The sequence below is a fragment of the Pseudanabaena sp. UWO310 genome, assembly GCF_006861605.1.
Lineage (GTDB): Bacteria > Cyanobacteriota > Cyanobacteriia > Pseudanabaenales > Pseudanabaenaceae > Pseudanabaena.
The window spans coordinates 22408-40385 of the sequence record NZ_SELU01000034.1 but is presented as its reverse complement, the minus strand read 5'-3'; the positions used below and the strand labels follow the sequence as shown (position 1 = coordinate 40385).

Genomic DNA, 17978 nt, shown 5'->3' with positions numbered 1-17978 from the left:
CACCAAAATCTTACAGCGCTTTGCGCTTTCAAGTTACAGCAATGATAATAGCAATGTAAGAAATGGCTACGCCATTTCTTACATTGCTATTATCATTGCTTGACGATCTCATTGCGATCGCTATCGCGCCAAGGGGTTTCGACAAAACTAGGAATCGGTGACTTGGGTAAGCCCCATTTCGTAACTAAATATTGGAGTACGCGATCTTGCGATCGATGAAACGCATCAATATCGCCATCGCCACGATTGACGATCGCAAACCATATTGCCCCATGCTGCTGGGTCTGGACAACTCCTGCTAGGGCACTGACATCCGAGAGCGTACCAGTTTTAAGGATGGTTCCTTTCGGCATTTTGCGCCCTTCAATAGTACCGCAGTTACAATCGCTACTGGGGAAGAGATCGGCAAGGGTTAAGCCTTCCACCTGAGCGCGATTATGCACTGCCATCAAAATTGCGACAACCGCACGGGGAGAAATTTGATTGGCTTGTCCTAGCCCCGAACCATTAATCAATCTAATTTCTGAAGCAGGCATATCCGTAGCATTAGAGGCGATCGCCGCCACCTGTCTGCCTCCGCCCAATTGCGAGGCAAGCATCTCGGCCATCTCATTATTACTGAAGGTATTCATCCGCTTCAGAATTTGCCAGAGGGGAAGTGAAGCGTGACGAATCAATAATTTACTTGTGGAAATATTCGCTGGGGAGAGATTGGGGACAGTTCGGACATTACCAAGAACGGTAATTTGGGGTTTCATTGTTCCCGCAGGCATAGTCGCATACTGCTCGGCAACCTCTCCCTCCCATCGGCTACTATCTAGAGCTAAACGAAGTAAATTAGCTGCTTCCTGAGGATTAGCCTCAAAATTCATCGCAAATCTACCCGTGACAATCAGATTACCCTGAATTCTTTTAATACCTAGTTGATTGAGTTTATTGCCAAGGGCGATCGCCTCTTCCCACACAAAAAACGGATCGCCGCCACCCTCAATAATCAGATCTCCTTTGAGAATTCCACCCCCCAGATTGCCCGTGCCCCAGATATTGGTAATAAAGCGATAGTTAGAACCCCATGTTTGCAGCGAAGCCAAGGTGGTCGCAATTTTAGTAAGTGAAGCCGTTGGCAAAGGTTGGCTAGATAATCGACCTGAGGCAATTTCGCCATCGTGGGACTGAATCCATACCCCTTGATCGGGATGAGTTAACCCGGCCTGCTTGAGTTCGTCGAGCATAATCGCGATCGCTTGATTCACCACTGGATTAGGTAGCGCCTTGGCACTAGCCTCCGAGACTAAAACAGGACGAGTAACATAGCTCATTAGCGATCGAGGAACGGTTACCACCTCACGACCATTGAGGGCTTGGGTCGAAACTGATAACAGCAAAGCGCCTACTAGACTCCACATTGTCATTAGGTAAACCAAAACTAGAATGAACTAAAACTAGAATATATATGCGATGACACCAGCACAGATATTCTAATCGTGTATTCTAATCGTGAAACATCGCTTTTTCGAGTTGTTGTAGAGCAATTTCTAGATCATCGTTGACAATTGTGAGATCAAATTCGTTAGCGGCGGCTACCTCAAGTTCAGCATGGTGGAGACGTTTGCGAATTTGCTCGTCACTATCGGTGCTGCGATCGCGCAAACGACTTTCTAAGACTTGCATCGAGGGCGGCGCAATAAAAATGCGTTGAGCATTGGGGAAAGATGTGGCTACCTGTCTTGCCCCCTCCAATTCGATTTCTAACAGAACAATCTGCCCCATGGCGATCGCGCGTTGAATTGGCGCGATCGGAGTACCATAGAGATTTCCCGCATATTCTGCCCATTCCAGAAATCCCCCCGCATCGCGTTGCTGCTCGAATTCAGCACGGCTCCAAAAAAAATATTCTCGACCATCCTCTTCCCCCGTACGTGGCGATCGGGTGGTTGCGGAAATTGAGAAATGAAAGCGATCGGCATACCGTTCTAGCAATTTCTTGAGTAGAGTGCCTTTACCGACCCCACTCGGTCCCGTAACAACAATTAACTTACCTTCACTCAAAGCTTCGTAAATCCCTAATTAAATTGGCAGACACATTGGTAGATAAATTGGTAAATAAAACCGATAGTGATTTGTAGCGATTTTTAAGGTCGTCAAATCCAAATCATATTGAGAATTATTACATTTAAAAATCCTTGACGAGCAAGGATTTCTAAATTGCTTTAAATTTAATAAATTTAATCCGTAGTCCCTTCCTTACTGATGACAAAACGATTAGCAACAGTTTCAGGTTGAATAGCAGATAGAACCACATGACTAGAATCGGTGACAATAACGGCTCTTGTCCTTCTACCATAGGTGGCATCGACCAACTTACCATGTTCGCGAGCATCACTAATAATGCGTTTGATAGGGGCAGATTCGGGACTAACGATCGCCACAACTCGGTTTGCGGACACGATATTACCAAAGCCGATATTGATGAGCTTGATATCCATAGTTTTATCGACCTAGAAATCGATTTAGAGGTAATGTAGCTTCATTTTTCTAAGTATTCTCCCATTATCATACAAAAAATCTTTCGTGACGATATATTTTGTCATATATAGCAGTCCTAAATCATTTATGAGAGAAATAGGGCTTCGACTTCTTGCGGCGATCGGTATACTTTGACTGAGTGAAGTCGAAGCCTCTCACATATTATGAATTGCTAATAGCAATCCTAAATAGCTGGGCATAATTAAAACCTGTAGCACAGGTGCAGCGTGCGCTACAGGTTTCTAGATTTTATATTTAATTGCGCCTATTTACTTAAATGTGTTGTCAATTTTTGAGTTTATGGAAACATGAACCTTTGAGATACGCTTCCATAAAGCATTCATAAACTATTAATAAACTCTTTAGGATTGCGATTTAGGATTGCGATCGCCATAGCCGTTAGGAAGATATACTCACGGACTTCTTTTTTGAATTAGGAAGATATACTTACTAATTTCTTCCAAATCAATAGCCATTAGGAAAATATACTTACAAATTTATTTTCTGGATGAGTAGTATAGCAGTAGCCAGTTATGTTAGGACAAAAACAAAACCCAGAAGAGTGTTGCGGCGCAAAGCGCCGCAACACTCTTCTGGGTTTTATGTCTTAACTTATAACGAGCAGTTTCCCAGATGCTACGCGAGTGCCGCAGTTTTTTAATCTGGATCTTAATTACGCCCAGCTACTTAGTAATACCAATTCACAAAAGTGTGACAACACTTTTGTGAATTAAAAACTAAAACCAGTAAGGTTTTGAGATTCCCAAAATGGCGTTGCCATTTTGGGAATTGGTATAAAAAGTATATTTTCTTAAGTTTAGTGTCAAAAATTATTAACGGATGATCAATTTACATTAGACTCAAAATCCCAAGTATTTTGTATTTACAAATAGTTAAGTGGGGCATACTACAGCAATTTACTAAATCAAAAATCTTGGTTCTGATTACCATATAAAAATTAGCAGGTAGTTCAGCATAATTAAAAATCAGAAACCAGAGAGAGTACTGCCCTCGTCGCGGGCGATACTCTCTTCTCGATTTTAAGTTTACTAATGCTTAGCTAGTTAATCAGAATTAATGATAATGACTAATGGAAGTTTCATAATTTAGAGGCAAAGTAATGAAGTCTGATGCGATCGCAAATTCCCCAATTAGAAACTTAGTGATCATTGGTTCAGGACCCGCAGGGCATACAGCGGCGATTTATGCGGGACGAGCCAACCTGAATCCACTGGTATTTGAGGGATTTCAAAAGGGGGGAATTCCTGGGGGACAATTGATGACGACAACGGAAGTCGAAAACTTTCCTGGATTTCCTAATGGCGTTATGGGCGCACAATTGATGCATGATATGAGGGCGCAAGCGTTAAATTGCGGGGCAGAAATGATTATGGAAGATGTCGTTGCTATCGATCTGAGCGATCGCCCTTTTACAATTACCTCCACATCGCATCAAGTACAAGCCCATAGCCTGATCATCGCCACAGGTGCGACCGCAAAACGCCTCCATTTACCCAGTGAGACGCGATATTGGAATCGGGGCATTTCTGCTTGTGCAGTCTGTGACGGAGCCGCTCCCATATTTCGGGGGGTGGAGTTAGCGGTCGTTGGGGGCGGTGATACGGCGGCTGAGGAGGCAATTTTCTTAACAAAATACGGCTCTAAGGTGCATTTACTCGTGCGAGGAGAGCGTATGAGAGCGAGTAAAATCATGCAGGAGCGCGTTTTCGCTCACCCCAAAATAGTCATCCATTGGCATTCTCTCCCTCTGGATGTGTATGGAGAAGAAATCGTTAAAGGAGTGAAGATCGTGGATACGCGTACTCACGAAGAGCGAGATTTAGCTGTGGGCGGACTATTTTATGCGATCGGACATACCCCTAATACTGATTTATTTGCGGGACAGCTCGAACTCGATCCAACTGGCTACATCATTACGAAAGGGAAATCAACTGCCACAAATATCGCAGGGGTCTATGCCTGTGGTGATGTCCAAGATCACGAATATCGCCAAGCCATCACCGCCGCTGGCACGGGCTGTATGGCTGCTTTAGAAGCAGAGCGATGGCTTTCCGCTCAGGCATAAGAGAAGTGGGCTGTGCTTTGCACAGCCCACTTCTCTTTTTGGGATATAGCTATAGGTAATACCAATTCACGAAAACCTAAACCCAGAAGAGCATACCGCCCGCTGCGCGGGCGGTATGCTCTTCTGGGTTTTAACTTAGTAATTTTTTATTAGAGATGTAAATGTTGAATCACGGTATTTACATCTTTATCGCCACGACCAGAACAATTAATAATAATGCGTTGATCGGGCGTTAATTGTGGACAGAGGGTTTCCAAATAGGCGATCGCATGGGATGTTTCCAAGGCAGGAATAATCCCTTCTAAGCGAGAAAGACGCTGAAATGCATCAAGAGCCTCTTGATCGGTAACACTATAGTATTCCGCCCGACCTAAATCTTTGAGGTAGCTATGTTCTGGTCCAACCCCTGGATAATCCAAACCAGCGCTAATGGAATGAGCTTCCTGTACCTGTCCCTGTTCATCTTGGAGTAGATAGCTCATTGCTCCATGAAGGACACCAACGCGTCCGAGGGTCAAGGTTGCCGCATGGAATTCGGTATTCGTTCCCTTACCTGCCGCCTCTACACCGATCAAGCGGACAGAAGGCTCATCCACAAATTCATGGAATAGTCCCATCGCATTGGAACCACCACCAACACAGGCTAATAAAATATCTGGCAAGCCACCCCATTTCTCTTGGCTTTGACGACGGCTTTCTTTCCCAATTACCGCATGAAAATCTCGCACAATCATCGGATAGGGATGGGGACCAGCTACGGAACCGAGAATATAATGGGTATCGACCACATTTGTGACCCAGTCACGAATTGCTTCGGAGGTGGCATCCTTGAGAGTTCCAGTACCCGCCTCAACGGGGCGCACTTCCGCACCCATCAATTTCATCCGAAATACATTGAGGGACTGACGCTCCATATCCTGAACGCCCATGTAAATAACACAGTCCAAACCAAATCGAGCGCAAACCGTTGCTGTCGCCACACCATGCTGACCCGCACCCGTTTCGGCAATGACCCGTTTTTTGCCCATACGGATAGCGAGGAGTACCTGTGCTAACGCATTATTAATTTTATGAGCGCCCGTATGATTGAGATCTTCGCGCTTGAGGTAAATCTGAGCCGTCCCATAATGTTGTGTCAATCTCTCCGCAAAGTATAGGGGACTGGGTCTGCCCACATAGTCCCGCAAGTAGCCATCGAGTTCGTTGTTAAAGTCTGGATCGTTTTTGTAATGATAAAAAGCAGTCTCTAGCTCAGTAAGAGCGCTCATGAGCGTCTCAGGAACATATTTGCCCCCAAAAATCCCAAAGCGTCCCAATGCATCAGGGCGATTTATGAGTTTTGGTTGTACTGTTGTTTTTGGAGCGATCGGCGTTGTGGTCATTGCGGTGAGTTGACTGATGAGTTAGATGAGTTAGCTACTATTAAAACTTGGTTGGTGCGTTTGTGGCGCTGTACTTTAGGATAACAAAATGATTAGAAGGATTTAGAGAGAAATTGCTTTTTGTGCGAGATAGCGATCGCATAGTACTAGAGCCACCATCGCCTCGACCATCGGTACGGCTCTCGGCAATACACAGGGATCATGGCGACCTCGCCCCGTGAGAGTAGTTTCTTCCCCTGACACGGACACTGTTTTTTGCTCTAATAAAATCGTGGCGGTTGGTTTAAAGGCAACACGCAGAATAATATTTTCACCATTGGAAATTCCGCCTTGAATACCGCCCGAATTATTAGTGCGCGTACGCAGGCGATCGCCTTCCATATAAAACTCATCGTTATGTTCACGCCCAGTTAAGTGAACGCCGTCAAAACCCGATCCAATTTCAAAACCCTTGCTTGCTGGCAGTGACATTACTGCCTTGGCAAGATCTGCGTCTAACTTATCAAATACGGGATCGCCTAAACCGATCGGAACATTTCGCGCCACACATTCCACAATGCCACCCACCGAATTACCCTCACGGCGGATTTTGTCGATGAAGTCGATCATTTTTGCTGCCATTTCTGGATCGGGACAGCGCAAAATATTGCTTTCCACCTGTTCCATCGTGACTGTATTCGGATCGATGTGGGGTACGACCAAATCCTTGACCTGTTTGACATAGGCAATGATTTCTATCCCTGCGGCTTGTTTGAGGATTTTTTTGGCGATCGCCCCTGCGGCGACTCTGCCAATGGTTTCCCTTGCCGAAGACCGACCGCCACCCTGCCAATTACGAATGCCATATTTTGCTTGATAGGTGGCATCGGCATGGGATGGGCGAAATTTTTCTGCCATTTCTGAATAGTCTTGACTACGGGCATCTTTGTTCTGCACCAAGATCATAATGGGAGTGCCCAGAGTTTTGCCCTCAAATACACCAGAGAGGATCTGAGCGCGATCGTCTTCGCGGCGCGGCGTAACAATTTTGCTCTGTCCTGGTTTGCGGCGATCGAGATCTACTTGAATATCAGCTTCGCTCAGTTCTAACTGTGGCGGACATCCATCGACGATCGCCCCCACGCCCCCACCGTGAGATTCCCCAAATGTCGTGACGCGAAACAAATGCCCGAATGTACTGCCCATGTTTAAATATTGAATCCTAAAAATAAATCCTAGCGAATATGCAATGACCAAAAATTGACCGTCAAATGGTCATCAAATAGTCATCAAATGACCATCACTTATTTTATAGTAACTGCCCTCTAATACCAATTCACAAAAGTGTTGTCACGCTTTTGTGAATTAAATGTGTAAATTAACGTCAGTTCGGGTAAAGCTGGCAAATTTTCAAAGCCCAAAAGTAAAAGCCTTGCTACGCAAGGCTTTTACTTTTGGGCTTTGAAAAAGGGTTTGCATAGCAAACCCTTTTTCAAAGCCAGTTTCAAATTATCCCAAACTCACGTTATACCAATTACCAAAATGGCGTTGCCATTTTGGGAATCTCAAAACCTTACTGGGTTTATTTTTTAATTCACTGAAGTGAGCCAACACTTCCCAAGAATTGAGTGGCGGAGCTTTGCTCCGCCACTCAATTCTTGGGGTTTATGTCCTAATACACTTGGCGACAGCTATACAAGTACAGAAGGTAGCCTTCATTTGATGAAGGCTACCTTCTGATATAAACAAAACAGGCTAGGGGGGACTCTAACCCACGACCGATCGCTTAGAAGGCGATTGCTCTATACAACTGAGCTACTAGCCCAAACAATTTCACGATTCACTATCTTACACTAAAAGTTAAGTTTTTTGCAATTGGTCGAACCAATCTCATCATCTTAATTGCACCTAGCTAATTGTACCAAAGCTCAAAATGGCATAGCCATTTTGAGCTTTGAAAACCCTTACTGGGTCTGGTCTTCAGTTCAAAACCCTGTTGTCACACTTTCGTGAATTAGTATTAGCTTTCAGAATAATCAACGATCTTTGTTAAAAATTACTTTTTAAACTCCCTAAACAAATTGCTAGAGTGCAATGATAGAAAAACTCTGTTAAAAAATGATTGAAATTAGTAAATATTTATGGATAGTACATTAGCGATCGCATACCTTGGGGCCTTAGTTGTGCTGCTAGCTGGGGTTAGCTGGTTAGTTATCCGCCAGATTTTGAAAGCGCGGAGCTTAGAAAATGTCATCTCTGACCTCCAGCCCAAGCTCCAAAAGGAAAAAGGTACCCCTGAGGACTACTATCAGCTCGGTAGTGTCTATTTGCGGAAAAAGCTCTACGCTCAAGCTATTACCCTGTTTAACAAGGCTCTCAAAGAAGGTGGAGATAATATCCCCGAAGTTTATAATGCCCTCGGATTTTCCTACTTTTCTCAAGAGCAATACGATCTTGCCATCAAAAACTATAAAGAAGCGATCGCCTTGCAAGAAGGCTATGTAACGGCAATTAACAATCTCGGTCATGCCTACGAAAAGAAAAAGTTACTGCCGCAAGCGATCGAAATGTACGAGCAGGTATTGGTACTAGATACCAAAAATGAAACTGCTAATCGTCGCTTAAATTCCTTACGCAAGCAAGTTGTAACAACTGCCTAAATAAATATAAAAACCATGAGTGGCAACGCTTCACGCCGCCACTCAAAATCTATAGCTGCCGCCAACTGTATCAGGACATCAAACCCCAAAGAGAGTTGCCGCGCTCCGCGCGGCAACTCTCTTTGGGGTTTTGATTTTATCCTAACAAAACTGGCGGCAGCTATAAAAGCCCTAAATAAAAAAGGAGACTGAGCCAGTCTCCTTTTTTATTTAGACCTTGGACTCAATCAATCCGCCACCGAGGAGCAAGTCATCACGATAAAAAACCGCCGCTTGCCCTGGCGTAATGCTAAATTGGGGCTCATCAAAAACAATCCTCGCGCGATCGCCTGCAAGGGGAATCACGGTGGCAGGTGCGGGTGCAGTCCGATAGCGTACTTGCACCTCCGCAGGGAAAGGAATATCTGTCGGAGCCATCGATACCCAATTAACTCGATTGATTGTGCATTCGCGATCGTGAGCCTCAGAGCGATCGCCCACCACCACTTCATTTTTGACAGGATCAAGGGCAATCACATACAAAGGATTTGCAGCGGCTACACCTAGCCCCTTCCGTTGACCGATCGTGTAGTGATATGTGCCATCATGCTCACCAAGTACGTTGCCTTTGGTATCAACGATTTTGCCTTGGATTGGCGTGAGGTATTTATCGAGAAATGCTTTCATGGAGCCATTAGCTTCAACAAGGCACAGATCCATACTTTCGGGTTTTTCGGCGGTGGCTAAGCCAAACTCGGCAGCAATTTTACGAGTTTCGACCTTAGTTGTACTACCTAGAGGAAAAACGCAGCAGCTTAATTCCTCTTGTCCTACTTCATAGAGAAAATAGGATTGATCCTTATTGTCATCAACCGCCCGACGCAGCTCGTAACGTCCCGATTCAAAATTGAAATTGAGCTTGGCATAATGTCCTGTGGCAATTTTATGGATACCCAACTTATCGCGGGCATATTCCATCATGGGTGTAAACTTCACGGCTTTATTGCAACGCGAACAGGGCAGGGGCGTAGAACCTGCCGCATAGCCTGTGACGAGATAATTAATAATGCTTTGTTCAAAAACATCACGACTATCTACAATTTCATGGGGAATTCCTAATTCTTCGCATAATCTCGCTGCATCTACCATCCCCTCAGAGCAGCATTGTCCCTTGCCACGCATTAACCACAGCGTCAAACCTGTGACATCATAGCCTGCGCGATGCAAGAGAGCTGCCGCCACGGAGCTATCGACTCCGCCAGATAGTCCGACAACTATTTTTTCTTTTTCTTGGGTAATGTTTGACATTTGTTGCGAGCGAACCACTAGACCTAAATTGTAACTTAAAGCGCAATAAGAATTGTTGGTAAGTGGCTAAGCTCAACTACATATAAACCCCCAAAAACTGTAGCGCAAGCGCAGCTTGCGCTACAGTTTTTGGGGGTTTATAGCTATAAGAATTGACTGGCGGCGCGAAGCGCCGCCAGTCAATTCTTGGGGTTTATGTCCTAGTACAGCGATAGCTATAGTTCTTAGTAGTCGTAGGGATTTTTGGGTTCTGGGATGGGCGTAATATTACTTGCAACGACTACAAATTGCCGCTTGCCATCGGTAGTTTCCACATCTGCTTGCCCTTCTATTTGTAACCAGTGATCAGGGAGATAATTAGAGCGGCTTTCAGTTGTTTTAATAGGTAGACTGACAGGATAAACGTCGGCAGCACAGCAGGTAATGACAAAGCGCGTCAATAAAAAGATATTGTCAGGGCGATCGGGAGCATGGACAACAAATCCCGTAATCTTCACCTTTTGTCCCTTATAAGCATCGGGTTCGGGATAGGTGCTAATGGTGCGTACCCATTCTACGAGAGTCCGATCTTCGGGACGATTGCTAGCTCGAAAGGATTTAGGAATCGTTCTAGCATCGGCAATATTTTCAATTACGCCCCGATGGATCGCTTTTTCACTAGTAAATGGTCGAGGATTGACGCATAAAGCAGCGATCGCCACAATCAAAAGCAAGCTGCTACTTAAGGATGGTTTGATCAATGTCACATGTTGCTGTGTGGTTGTCGTCCCGATGTAACGTCGCCGTTTTGCTACGCGCCAAGCCTCAGCAACACCAACAACAGTAAGCGCTAATCCCGCAGTTACCGTAAGGGGAATATAATTGGGATGGACTAAAAGATATAATTGTCCCGCAAGCCAAAGCTTAAGTAGAACGATCCCCCAAGCAGCGATCGCACAGGACTCAAGCCAAGGTACAAATTTCTGCCAGTAGGAATGTAACGGCGAAGAATTAGCGGATCGAGATGGCATGAAGTAGGAATACCAAATAACAAAATTAGGATCTCAAGATTAGGATCTTAAATCAACTATAGCAATCCTAAGTAGCTAGGCATAAGTAAACTTAAAACCTAGAAGAGCGTAAAGACCGCATAGCGGTCTTTACGCTCTTCTAGGTTTTGGGATTAGGACTACTATATAGCTAAAAATCAAAACCAGAGAGTGTACCGCCCGCTATGCGGGCGGTACACTCTCCTAGGTTTTAAGTTTACTTATACTTAACTACTTAGCACATAGAGCAATTATCGATCAGATGACCTAAACCGTTGCAGCAGCAGTGCGCTTGCGTCTACCCGTACTTGTAGTAGTTGCAACCGCTGTCACCTCAGGAGCACTGGCGGCAGTGCCATTACCATTACTTCCATTTTCAACCTTCGGAATCACCTTAACAGCACCTGATTTTAAGGTTACGCCCAGAGCATTAGGCTTAGCGGCTGGGGCAGGAGCTGCCTGAGTAGAATTTGGAGGAGTTTGCAATAGGAAGACAATCATAGGCTTACTTTGCATTTGCTGGCGGAGAACGCGGGTGAGATCGCGTTCAAGTTGACCGCGTAAACCAGTCCAATCAACTTCGAGAGAACCGACGTTTCGGGCAAAGTTACCCCAGCAATTAGCTAAGGAGTTGTCGATCGCCTTGGCAACAGCCGCAATAATCTGCGAGCGTTCCATTGGTAACACTACGCCGCTTAGTTGAATATCGGGAGTCGTAGCCAGCTTGCCATCAAAGCCCACGGATACAGCGATCGTGAAGATGCCATCTCCAGACAACTGCTGACGATCGCGCAATACATCACCCTTCACCATCCCATCACGGGAAGAATCGACCAGTTCAACACCAGAAGGAACCTTATCGACAATCTTCATGTAGTCTTGGCAAACCTCGACCACATCACCATTTTCGGCGATCACAATATTTTCTTTAGGAATTCCCATATTCTCTGCCATCTTGGCATGCTGCTTGAGCATTCTCAATTCACCATGGGCGGGGAAGAAGAACTTCGGACGGACTAGAGCTAACATCATTTTATGCTCTTCTTGAGATCCATGTCCTGAAACGTGAATGCCCTTGTCCTTGCCGTAAATTACATCGGCACCGAGAGCAATTAATCTATCGATGGTGCGTACTACAGGAATAGTATTTCCGGGAATCGGATTGGCTGAGAAAATGATCGTGTCACCTTGGCGGACTTCCAATTGTTTGTGACTGCTATTGGACATGCGGGTTAGCGCCGACATCGGTTCGCCCTGAGAACCTGTAGTCAAAATCAAAATTTGATCGTCGCGGTAATGGCGCAAATTTTGGAGGGGTTGGAAGAGATCGTCACGGCATTTGATATAGCCAAGATTACGGGCATGGGCAATAACATTTAACATCGATCGCCCAACGACCCCAACAACACGCCCTTGCTTATCAGCAATGTCTAGAATCATGTTCACACGATGGACTGAAGAAGCGAAGGTGGTAATAATCACCCGTCCTTTAGCCATCATGATATATTTTTCGAGATTGGGATATACAGCCCGTTCGGAGGGAGTAATGCCGGGAAGCTCGGCGTTTGTCGAATCGCTAATGAGAGCTAGTACACCTTTTTCGCCATGCTCTGCTAACCGATGCAGGTCAAAGAATTCTCCATCAACGGGAGTATGGTCGATTTTGAAATCCCCAGAATGGATGACTACACCCGCAGGGGTATTGATGGCGATCGAGAAACTATCAGCGATCGAGTGGGTATTGCGAATGAATTCGACAAAGAAGCTCGTACCCACACGCACAACATCACGCGGCATCACGCGGCGGAGTTCTGTACGGTTTAATACGCCAGCTTCACGCAGCTTGTCTTCCAGCAAAGCCATGGCTAAACGGGGACCATAAATAACGGGAATTTCAAACTGTTTCAAATGGAAAGAAATTGCCCCAATATGATCTTCATGCCCGTGGGTGACAATCATGCCTTTGATCTTATGCTTGTTTTCGCGCAAGTAAGTCATATCTGGCAATACGACATTCACGCCAGGCATCATGTTGTCAGGGAATGACAACCCACCATCAAGGAGCATAATTTCGTCGTTATATTCAAACACCCATGTGTTTTTGCCAATTTCATGAAGTCCGCCAAGGGCGATAATTTTCAATGCTGGAGCGTTAGATGTAGTCATAGGTTGATTTTTGGTAAATAAAGTGAATAAATTTATAGAGAGGTTGTAGGCGAGAATGGCAATTTTGAATTGCGAAAACAATTCAGCATTTTGCTTTAATGGAAACTGAGGATCTTGTCCGTTCTTGTCTTCTTGTCGATGGATGCGCTAACGGAGATGCGCTAACGTCTTTGGATAAAACGACCAGAACATTTACAGAAAGATGTAATCTCCCCCACAAGTTCGCTGTAAGTTGCGATGTATATTTTGGTCAAAATCCCGATACAGACTGCTGGAATATGTCTTTGGATATAAAACTTGAATGATCTTGTCAAAGCAATTAGATAAATAGCCCCTACAACTAGGTAAGAATGCCAATCTCTTTTAATACAGACTTCAGTTTGGCTTCGAGATCGGCATTACCCATCACTAGCGGCGATCGCACCACGCCCGTATCTAATCCCATCAGTCGCAAAGCGATCTTGAGGGGAATCGGATTGCTAGTCAAAAACAAAGCCTTAAACAAAGGAAAAAGCTGAAGGTGAATTTGCAATGCTTCGTTAACTTTACCGACGGCAAAGGATTCCATCATTGCTTGTAGTTGCTTGCCAACTAGATGTGAAGCCACGCTGACCACTCCCTTTGCACCCACAGCCATCAATGGCAATGTGAGAGAGTCATCACCCGAATAGATCGCAAAATCGGCTGGTGTGAGAGCGCGAATTTGACTAGCTTGATCTAAATCACCCGTTGCTTCCTTAATTCCGATAATACTGGGAATTTCAGCTAGCTTAGCAACGGTCTCAGGCTCTAATTTACAACCTGTACGACTAGGAACATTATAGAGAAGCATCGGTAGTTCGGGGGCAGCTTCAGCGATCGCTCGAAAATGTTGATATAGTCCCTCTTGCGGAGGCTTGTTGTAATACGGTGTTACTTGCAGTGTACCATCTAATCCGAGATGTGCAGCCTTTTGGGTAGCAGATATTGCCTCAGAAGTAGAATTCGATCCTGTACCAGCCATGATTTTCGCTTTGCCAGCGATCGCCTGTTGTAGCACCGAAAACAGTTTGTACTCCTCATCCCAACTTAATGTTGGCGATTCTCCCGTGGTACCGCACACCACAATTGTGTCAGTTCCCGTCTCAACTAGGTGTAAGGCAAGCTGTTCGGCTTTCCCATAGTCAACATTCCCTTCTAAGTCAAAGGGAGTAATCATTGCCGTTAGTAAACGTCCGAAATCAATTTCACTCATACATACTCAGTAAATAGAAGCTTGCTAGCCAAATAAATATCGCTATGGAACGCTATGGCATATACCGCTATGCAATATTTAAGTAGATTTAATTAGAGGAGATCCTTATTAATCAGGAGTTCCGCGATTTGGACGGCATTTAGCGCGGCTCCTTTACGAATTTGATCGCCACACAACCATAATTCCAAACCATTAGGGTGCGAGATATCCTGACGAATTCGCCCTACTAGTACGTCATCTTTGCCACTAGCATCGATCGGCATGGGGAAATAATTTTTACTAAAGTCTTCAACTAACCTTACCCCTGCGGCTGCTGCCAGAATCTCCCTAGCTTTATCGGGATGAAAAGGATGAGAAAACTCTAGATTAATTGCTTCGGAATGAGCTCGCAATACGGGAACCCGTACACAGGTTGCGGAAATCCGAATTTCGCGATCGCCAAATATTTTGCGAGTCTCGTTCACCATTTTCATTTCTTCCTCACAGTAGGAATTTTCAGTCATTGGTGAATTATGGGGGAATAGGTTAAAAGCCAAGGGATAGGGCAAAACTTCGGGGACAGCGGTTTCTCCGTTAAGAATGGCCTGTGACTGTATTTTTACTTCTTCCATTGCCCTTGCCCCTGCCCCACTAGCTGACTGGTAAGTCGCAGCGACAATACGTTGGATGGGTTGAACTTGATGCAAAGGATAAATTGCCACTGCCATCAGGATGGTGGTGCAGTTAGGGTTAGCAATAATGCCGTTATGCTGAGTCACGGTCTCAGGATTAACTTCTGGAACGATCAAGGGCACATCGGGATGCATCCTAAAGGCACTGGAGTTATCAATGGATATTGCCCCTGCTTTAGCCGCTATTGGCAACCACTGTTTGGATATGCTACCGCCTGCGGAGGCAAGGACAATATCGACATCATCAAAGGAAGACTCAGTAACAGCTTCGATCGTTAATTCTCTGTCAGCAAACTTAACTGACTTACCCGCCGATCGCTCTGAGGCTAACAGTTTTAACTTGCCCAAGGGAAAATTTCTTTCTTCTAGCAATGCTAAAAGCTCTGTACCAACTGCACCTGTTGCTCCGAGAATGGCAACGTTATATGTTCTACTCAATGAACCTCCGAAATAAAAACATCAAAATTAGGGGAAACTTTTGCTAAAACCGTGTAATGACTTATGTATAGTTTCATCATTCACTTGTAGCGTAATTACATACTAACAAACTTTCAAGCTATTGCGAACTTTTTTGATTAGGGACCAGTAAAAATTGCATCTTCAACATCTTGACGACTGAGCGAATAGGGAAAAGCCCGTTGAATTTCTTTGCCCCCGTAAGCGTCTTGAATATAACGCACACGAATATCTTCAACATCCATCACAATTTCTGCTTGCCATGAGGAGCGGGTAACTCGCCAGACATTAGGGTTCGACTGATCTTGATAGCATCCTTGCTCGTCTAACCATGCTTCAAGGGCAGGCAAAGGATGGTTGTAAAGGGGTGTAGAGGGGGAGGGAAGCGCCATAGGTGACGAGGAGAGGATAGGAAATTATGGTAGGTAGAGCCAAAAAATTGATAGGGGCGCGATCGCTTCGGGGAAAAGTCGATCTCCACGCAGCAAAGCGACTAAAAAAACTAGCACTAAACAAGCAACTAGCGTAGCACCAATTAACAAGAGTGCAAATAGTTCGCCGCCAGATAATGGACGTTCGCTAGGTAAACCATCATCATCAATAGTTTGCAGATTTTTTGGGGTTCGGCTTTGAGCATTGCTGGCTGTGGCATCGGTCGATACTTGGGTTTTTATGGTCGCGTATTGAAATCTTGAGAATTGAATGCGGCGATCGTAGTTTTGGCGGCGATCGGCATTGCTAAGAGTTGCATAGGCTTCATTGATCTGGCGAAAGCTCTCAATAGCCTCATCCTTTGGCAGTTGAGTTGTATCGGGATGATAGAGTTTACTCAGATCGCGATAGGCGCGGCGAATATCGATCTCACTCGCCCAAGGGTTAACGCCAAGGATTGCATAGTAGGTTTTGGACATAGTTTTTAGATATAGCGCAAGCTGCGAGTTTGTCAATAGGATTTTGGGACTTATATCGCTTATATCTGCTTATATCTTAAGTTGCAATTATTTTATAGCTGACATAAAACCCCAAAGAGAGTTGCCGCGCGGAGCGCGGCAACTCTCTTTGGGGTTTTGATTTTGTCCTAACAAAACTGGCGGCAGCTATAAAAAGCTGCACTTACATTTATGAGTGGCGGTGCGAAGCGCCGCCACTCATCTTTGGCTTTTTGAGTTGCTATAGAAGCAGAAAAAATCACCTTACAGAACTTGCCTATCGAAATTCGCAAATTTGCATAACGATTTTGATGCTTCCTCTAATCATGGGAGTATATTTACTTCTGTAGGTAGCACAATGCCAAGCTTTGTGTAAATTGCCCATGTTCACTTTCTTAGTTGTGCTATTTTCATGCCTTGGACTCGCATTATCAGTGCTTTATTAGTAATTCCCCTCGTACTGGCGGCGATCGCCTTCGGTGGTTGGGCATTTACAGCAGCATTCACACTGCTGGTTGTTTTTGGTGAGATGGAATATTTTGCATTGGTAAGAGCCAAGGAGATCGTTCCTGCCAGCAAAATTACTATTTCTGTCAGTTTAGCATTGCTTATAGTTTCGCAATTGAGAGTAGAGCTTGCGGATGCGGTGATCCCAATTGCAGGCACTTTTATTTGCTTTTATTTGTTGTTTCAGCCTCGCATTGCCACAATTTCCGATATTTCCGCATCGATTTTGGGGCTGTTTTATGGTGGCTATCTACCAAGTTTTTGGATCAGAATTAGAGGGCTTGGCGATGGTAATACCTTTATAGTGAGCGATCGCCTCCAGCAGTTTGACTTTTTTAACCATTTACGTGACCTTGATGGACTGTCATGGTTGAGGATTACTTTTCCCGTATCCGATGGTTGTATCTACGTGTTAATGGCATTTTGCTGTATCTGGGCTTCCGATGTCGGAGCCTATATATTTGGCAAGGTTTTCGGACGTACCCGACTTTCTGACATTAGTCCGAAGAAGACCGTAGAAGGAGCGATCGCAGGTTTGATCTGTTGCTGCGTGACCGCAATTATCTGGGCTTTTAGTTTGGGATGGGCGCAGTGGTGGTTATCTGGAGCAATTTTAGGTCTATTAATTGGGATCGCTGGATTACTGGGCGATCTGACCGAATCAATGATGAAAAGGGATGCGGGAGTCAAAGACTCAGGGCAAATTATGCCAGGTCATGGTGGCATTCTTGATCGTGCTGACAGTTATGTGTTCACTGCCCCACTGGTGTATTACTTTATTACCTTGGTATTGCCACTCGTTCATTAATCGTTCATTAATGTAGCTGTCGCCAAATGTACTGCTGTACTAGGACATAAAACCCAAGAATTAATTGGCGGCGCTTCGCGCCGCCAATTAATTCTTGGGTTTTGATAGGCATAAGTAAACTTAAAACCTAGAAGAGCGTACCGCCCGCTACGCGGGCGGTACGCTCTCTGGTTTTGGGTTTTAATTATGCCTAGCTACTTAAATAGAGAGTGCCGCCCGTGGGCGGCACTCTCCCTGAGGTTTTAAGTTGAGGAGCTTT

At 45.0% G+C, this 17978-nt stretch carries 14 protein-coding genes, 1 tRNA gene and 1 pseudogene; 3 read left to right on the top strand and 13 right to left on the bottom strand.

What is annotated here, in order from left to right; genetic code table 11:
• Nucleotides 1-92: 92 nt before the first annotated feature.
• The 3 genes from PseudUWO310_RS12745 to remA form a co-directional block, all read right to left on the bottom strand.
• Nucleotides 93-1406 carry a D-alanyl-D-alanine carboxypeptidase gene (locus PseudUWO310_RS12745; RefSeq protein ID WP_223805645.1) on the bottom strand — a complete coding sequence of 438 codons (1314 nt, stop codon included), beginning with the start codon at nt 1404-1406 and terminating at the stop codon, nt 93-95.
• A gap of 85 nt (nt 1407-1491) precedes the next feature.
• Nucleotides 1492-2049 carry a guanylate kinase gene (gene gmk, locus PseudUWO310_RS12740; RefSeq protein ID WP_223805644.1) on the bottom strand — a complete coding sequence of 186 codons (558 nt, stop codon included), beginning with the start codon at nt 2047-2049 and terminating at the stop codon, nt 1492-1494.
• A 176-nt stretch (nt 2050-2225) separates the two neighbouring features.
• The gene (gene remA, locus PseudUWO310_RS12735; RefSeq protein WP_142601802.1) at nt 2226-2486 is read right to left on the bottom strand and encodes an extracellular matrix/biofilm regulator RemA; all 261 of its coding nucleotides are present in this window, start codon (nt 2484-2486) and stop codon (nt 2226-2228) included.
• A gap of 1160 nt (nt 2487-3646) precedes the next feature.
• On the opposite strand from remA, the pseudogene trxB reads away from it, so the two are divergent.
• Nucleotides 3647-4603: pseudogene (gene trxB / locus PseudUWO310_RS12730) on the top strand (thioredoxin-disulfide reductase); the annotation flags it as partial.
• A gap of 158 nt (nt 4604-4761) precedes the next feature.
• Here trxB and trpB read toward each other — a convergent pair.
• The 3 genes from trpB to PseudUWO310_RS12715 form a co-directional block, all read right to left on the bottom strand.
• Nucleotides 4762-5994 carry a tryptophan synthase subunit beta gene (gene trpB / locus PseudUWO310_RS12725; RefSeq protein WP_142601797.1) on the bottom strand — a complete coding sequence of 411 codons (1233 nt, stop codon included), beginning with the start codon at nt 5992-5994 and terminating at the stop codon, nt 4762-4764.
• 102 nt (nt 5995-6096) lie between these two features.
• On the bottom strand, nt 6097-7179 hold the full coding sequence (gene aroC, locus PseudUWO310_RS12720; protein WP_142601795.1) for a chorismate synthase: 1083 nt from the start codon (nt 7177-7179) through the stop codon (nt 6097-6099).
• 545 nt (nt 7180-7724) lie between these two features.
• Nucleotides 7725-7798: transfer RNA gene (locus tag PseudUWO310_RS12715), tRNA-Arg, on the bottom strand.
• A 316-nt stretch (nt 7799-8114) separates the two neighbouring features.
• Here PseudUWO310_RS12715 and PseudUWO310_RS12710 point away from each other — a divergent pair.
• Nucleotides 8115-8633, top strand: a complete 519-nt coding sequence (locus tag PseudUWO310_RS12710; RefSeq protein WP_142601792.1) for a tetratricopeptide repeat protein — start codon at nt 8115-8117, stop codon at nt 8631-8633.
• Between the two features lie 210 nt (nt 8634-8843).
• On the opposite strand, the gene mnmA is transcribed toward PseudUWO310_RS12710, so the two are convergent.
• From mnmA to PseudUWO310_RS12675, 7 genes are all read right to left on the bottom strand, one after another.
• On the bottom strand, nt 8844-9920 hold the full coding sequence (gene mnmA, locus PseudUWO310_RS12705; protein WP_142601790.1) for a tRNA 2-thiouridine(34) synthase MnmA: 1077 nt from the start codon (nt 9918-9920) through the stop codon (nt 8844-8846).
• 224 nt (nt 9921-10144) lie between these two features.
• On the bottom strand, nt 10145-10930 hold the full coding sequence (locus tag PseudUWO310_RS12700) for a TIGR03943 family putative permease subunit (RefSeq protein ID WP_142601788.1): 786 nt from the start codon (nt 10928-10930) through the stop codon (nt 10145-10147).
• 285 nt (nt 10931-11215) lie between these two features.
• Nucleotides 11216-13114, bottom strand: coding sequence for a ribonuclease J (locus PseudUWO310_RS12695; protein WP_142601785.1), 1899 nt, complete (start codon nt 13112-13114; stop codon nt 11216-11218).
• A gap of 340 nt (nt 13115-13454) precedes the next feature.
• Nucleotides 13455-14348, bottom strand: coding sequence for a 4-hydroxy-tetrahydrodipicolinate synthase (dapA, locus tag PseudUWO310_RS12690; RefSeq protein WP_055073805.1), 894 nt, complete (start codon nt 14346-14348; stop codon nt 13455-13457).
• A gap of 92 nt (nt 14349-14440) precedes the next feature.
• Entirely contained in the window at nt 14441-15457 is a 1017-nt protein-coding gene (locus tag PseudUWO310_RS12685) for an aspartate-semialdehyde dehydrogenase (protein WP_142601783.1), read from the bottom strand.
• A gap of 137 nt (nt 15458-15594) precedes the next feature.
• The gene (locus PseudUWO310_RS12680) at nt 15595-15867 is read right to left on the bottom strand and encodes a DUF3143 domain-containing protein (RefSeq protein ID WP_142601781.1); all 273 of its coding nucleotides are present in this window, start codon (nt 15865-15867) and stop codon (nt 15595-15597) included.
• 24 nt (nt 15868-15891) lie between these two features.
• On the bottom strand, nt 15892-16386 hold the full coding sequence (locus PseudUWO310_RS12675) for a J domain-containing protein (protein WP_142601779.1): 495 nt from the start codon (nt 16384-16386) through the stop codon (nt 15892-15894).
• Between the two features lie 430 nt (nt 16387-16816).
• Here PseudUWO310_RS12675 and PseudUWO310_RS12670 point away from each other — a divergent pair, with 430 nt between their 5' ends.
• Nucleotides 16817-17719, top strand: coding sequence for a phosphatidate cytidylyltransferase (locus PseudUWO310_RS12670; RefSeq protein WP_142601777.1), 903 nt, complete (start codon nt 16817-16819; stop codon nt 17717-17719).
• Nucleotides 17720-17978 lie beyond the last annotated feature (259 nt).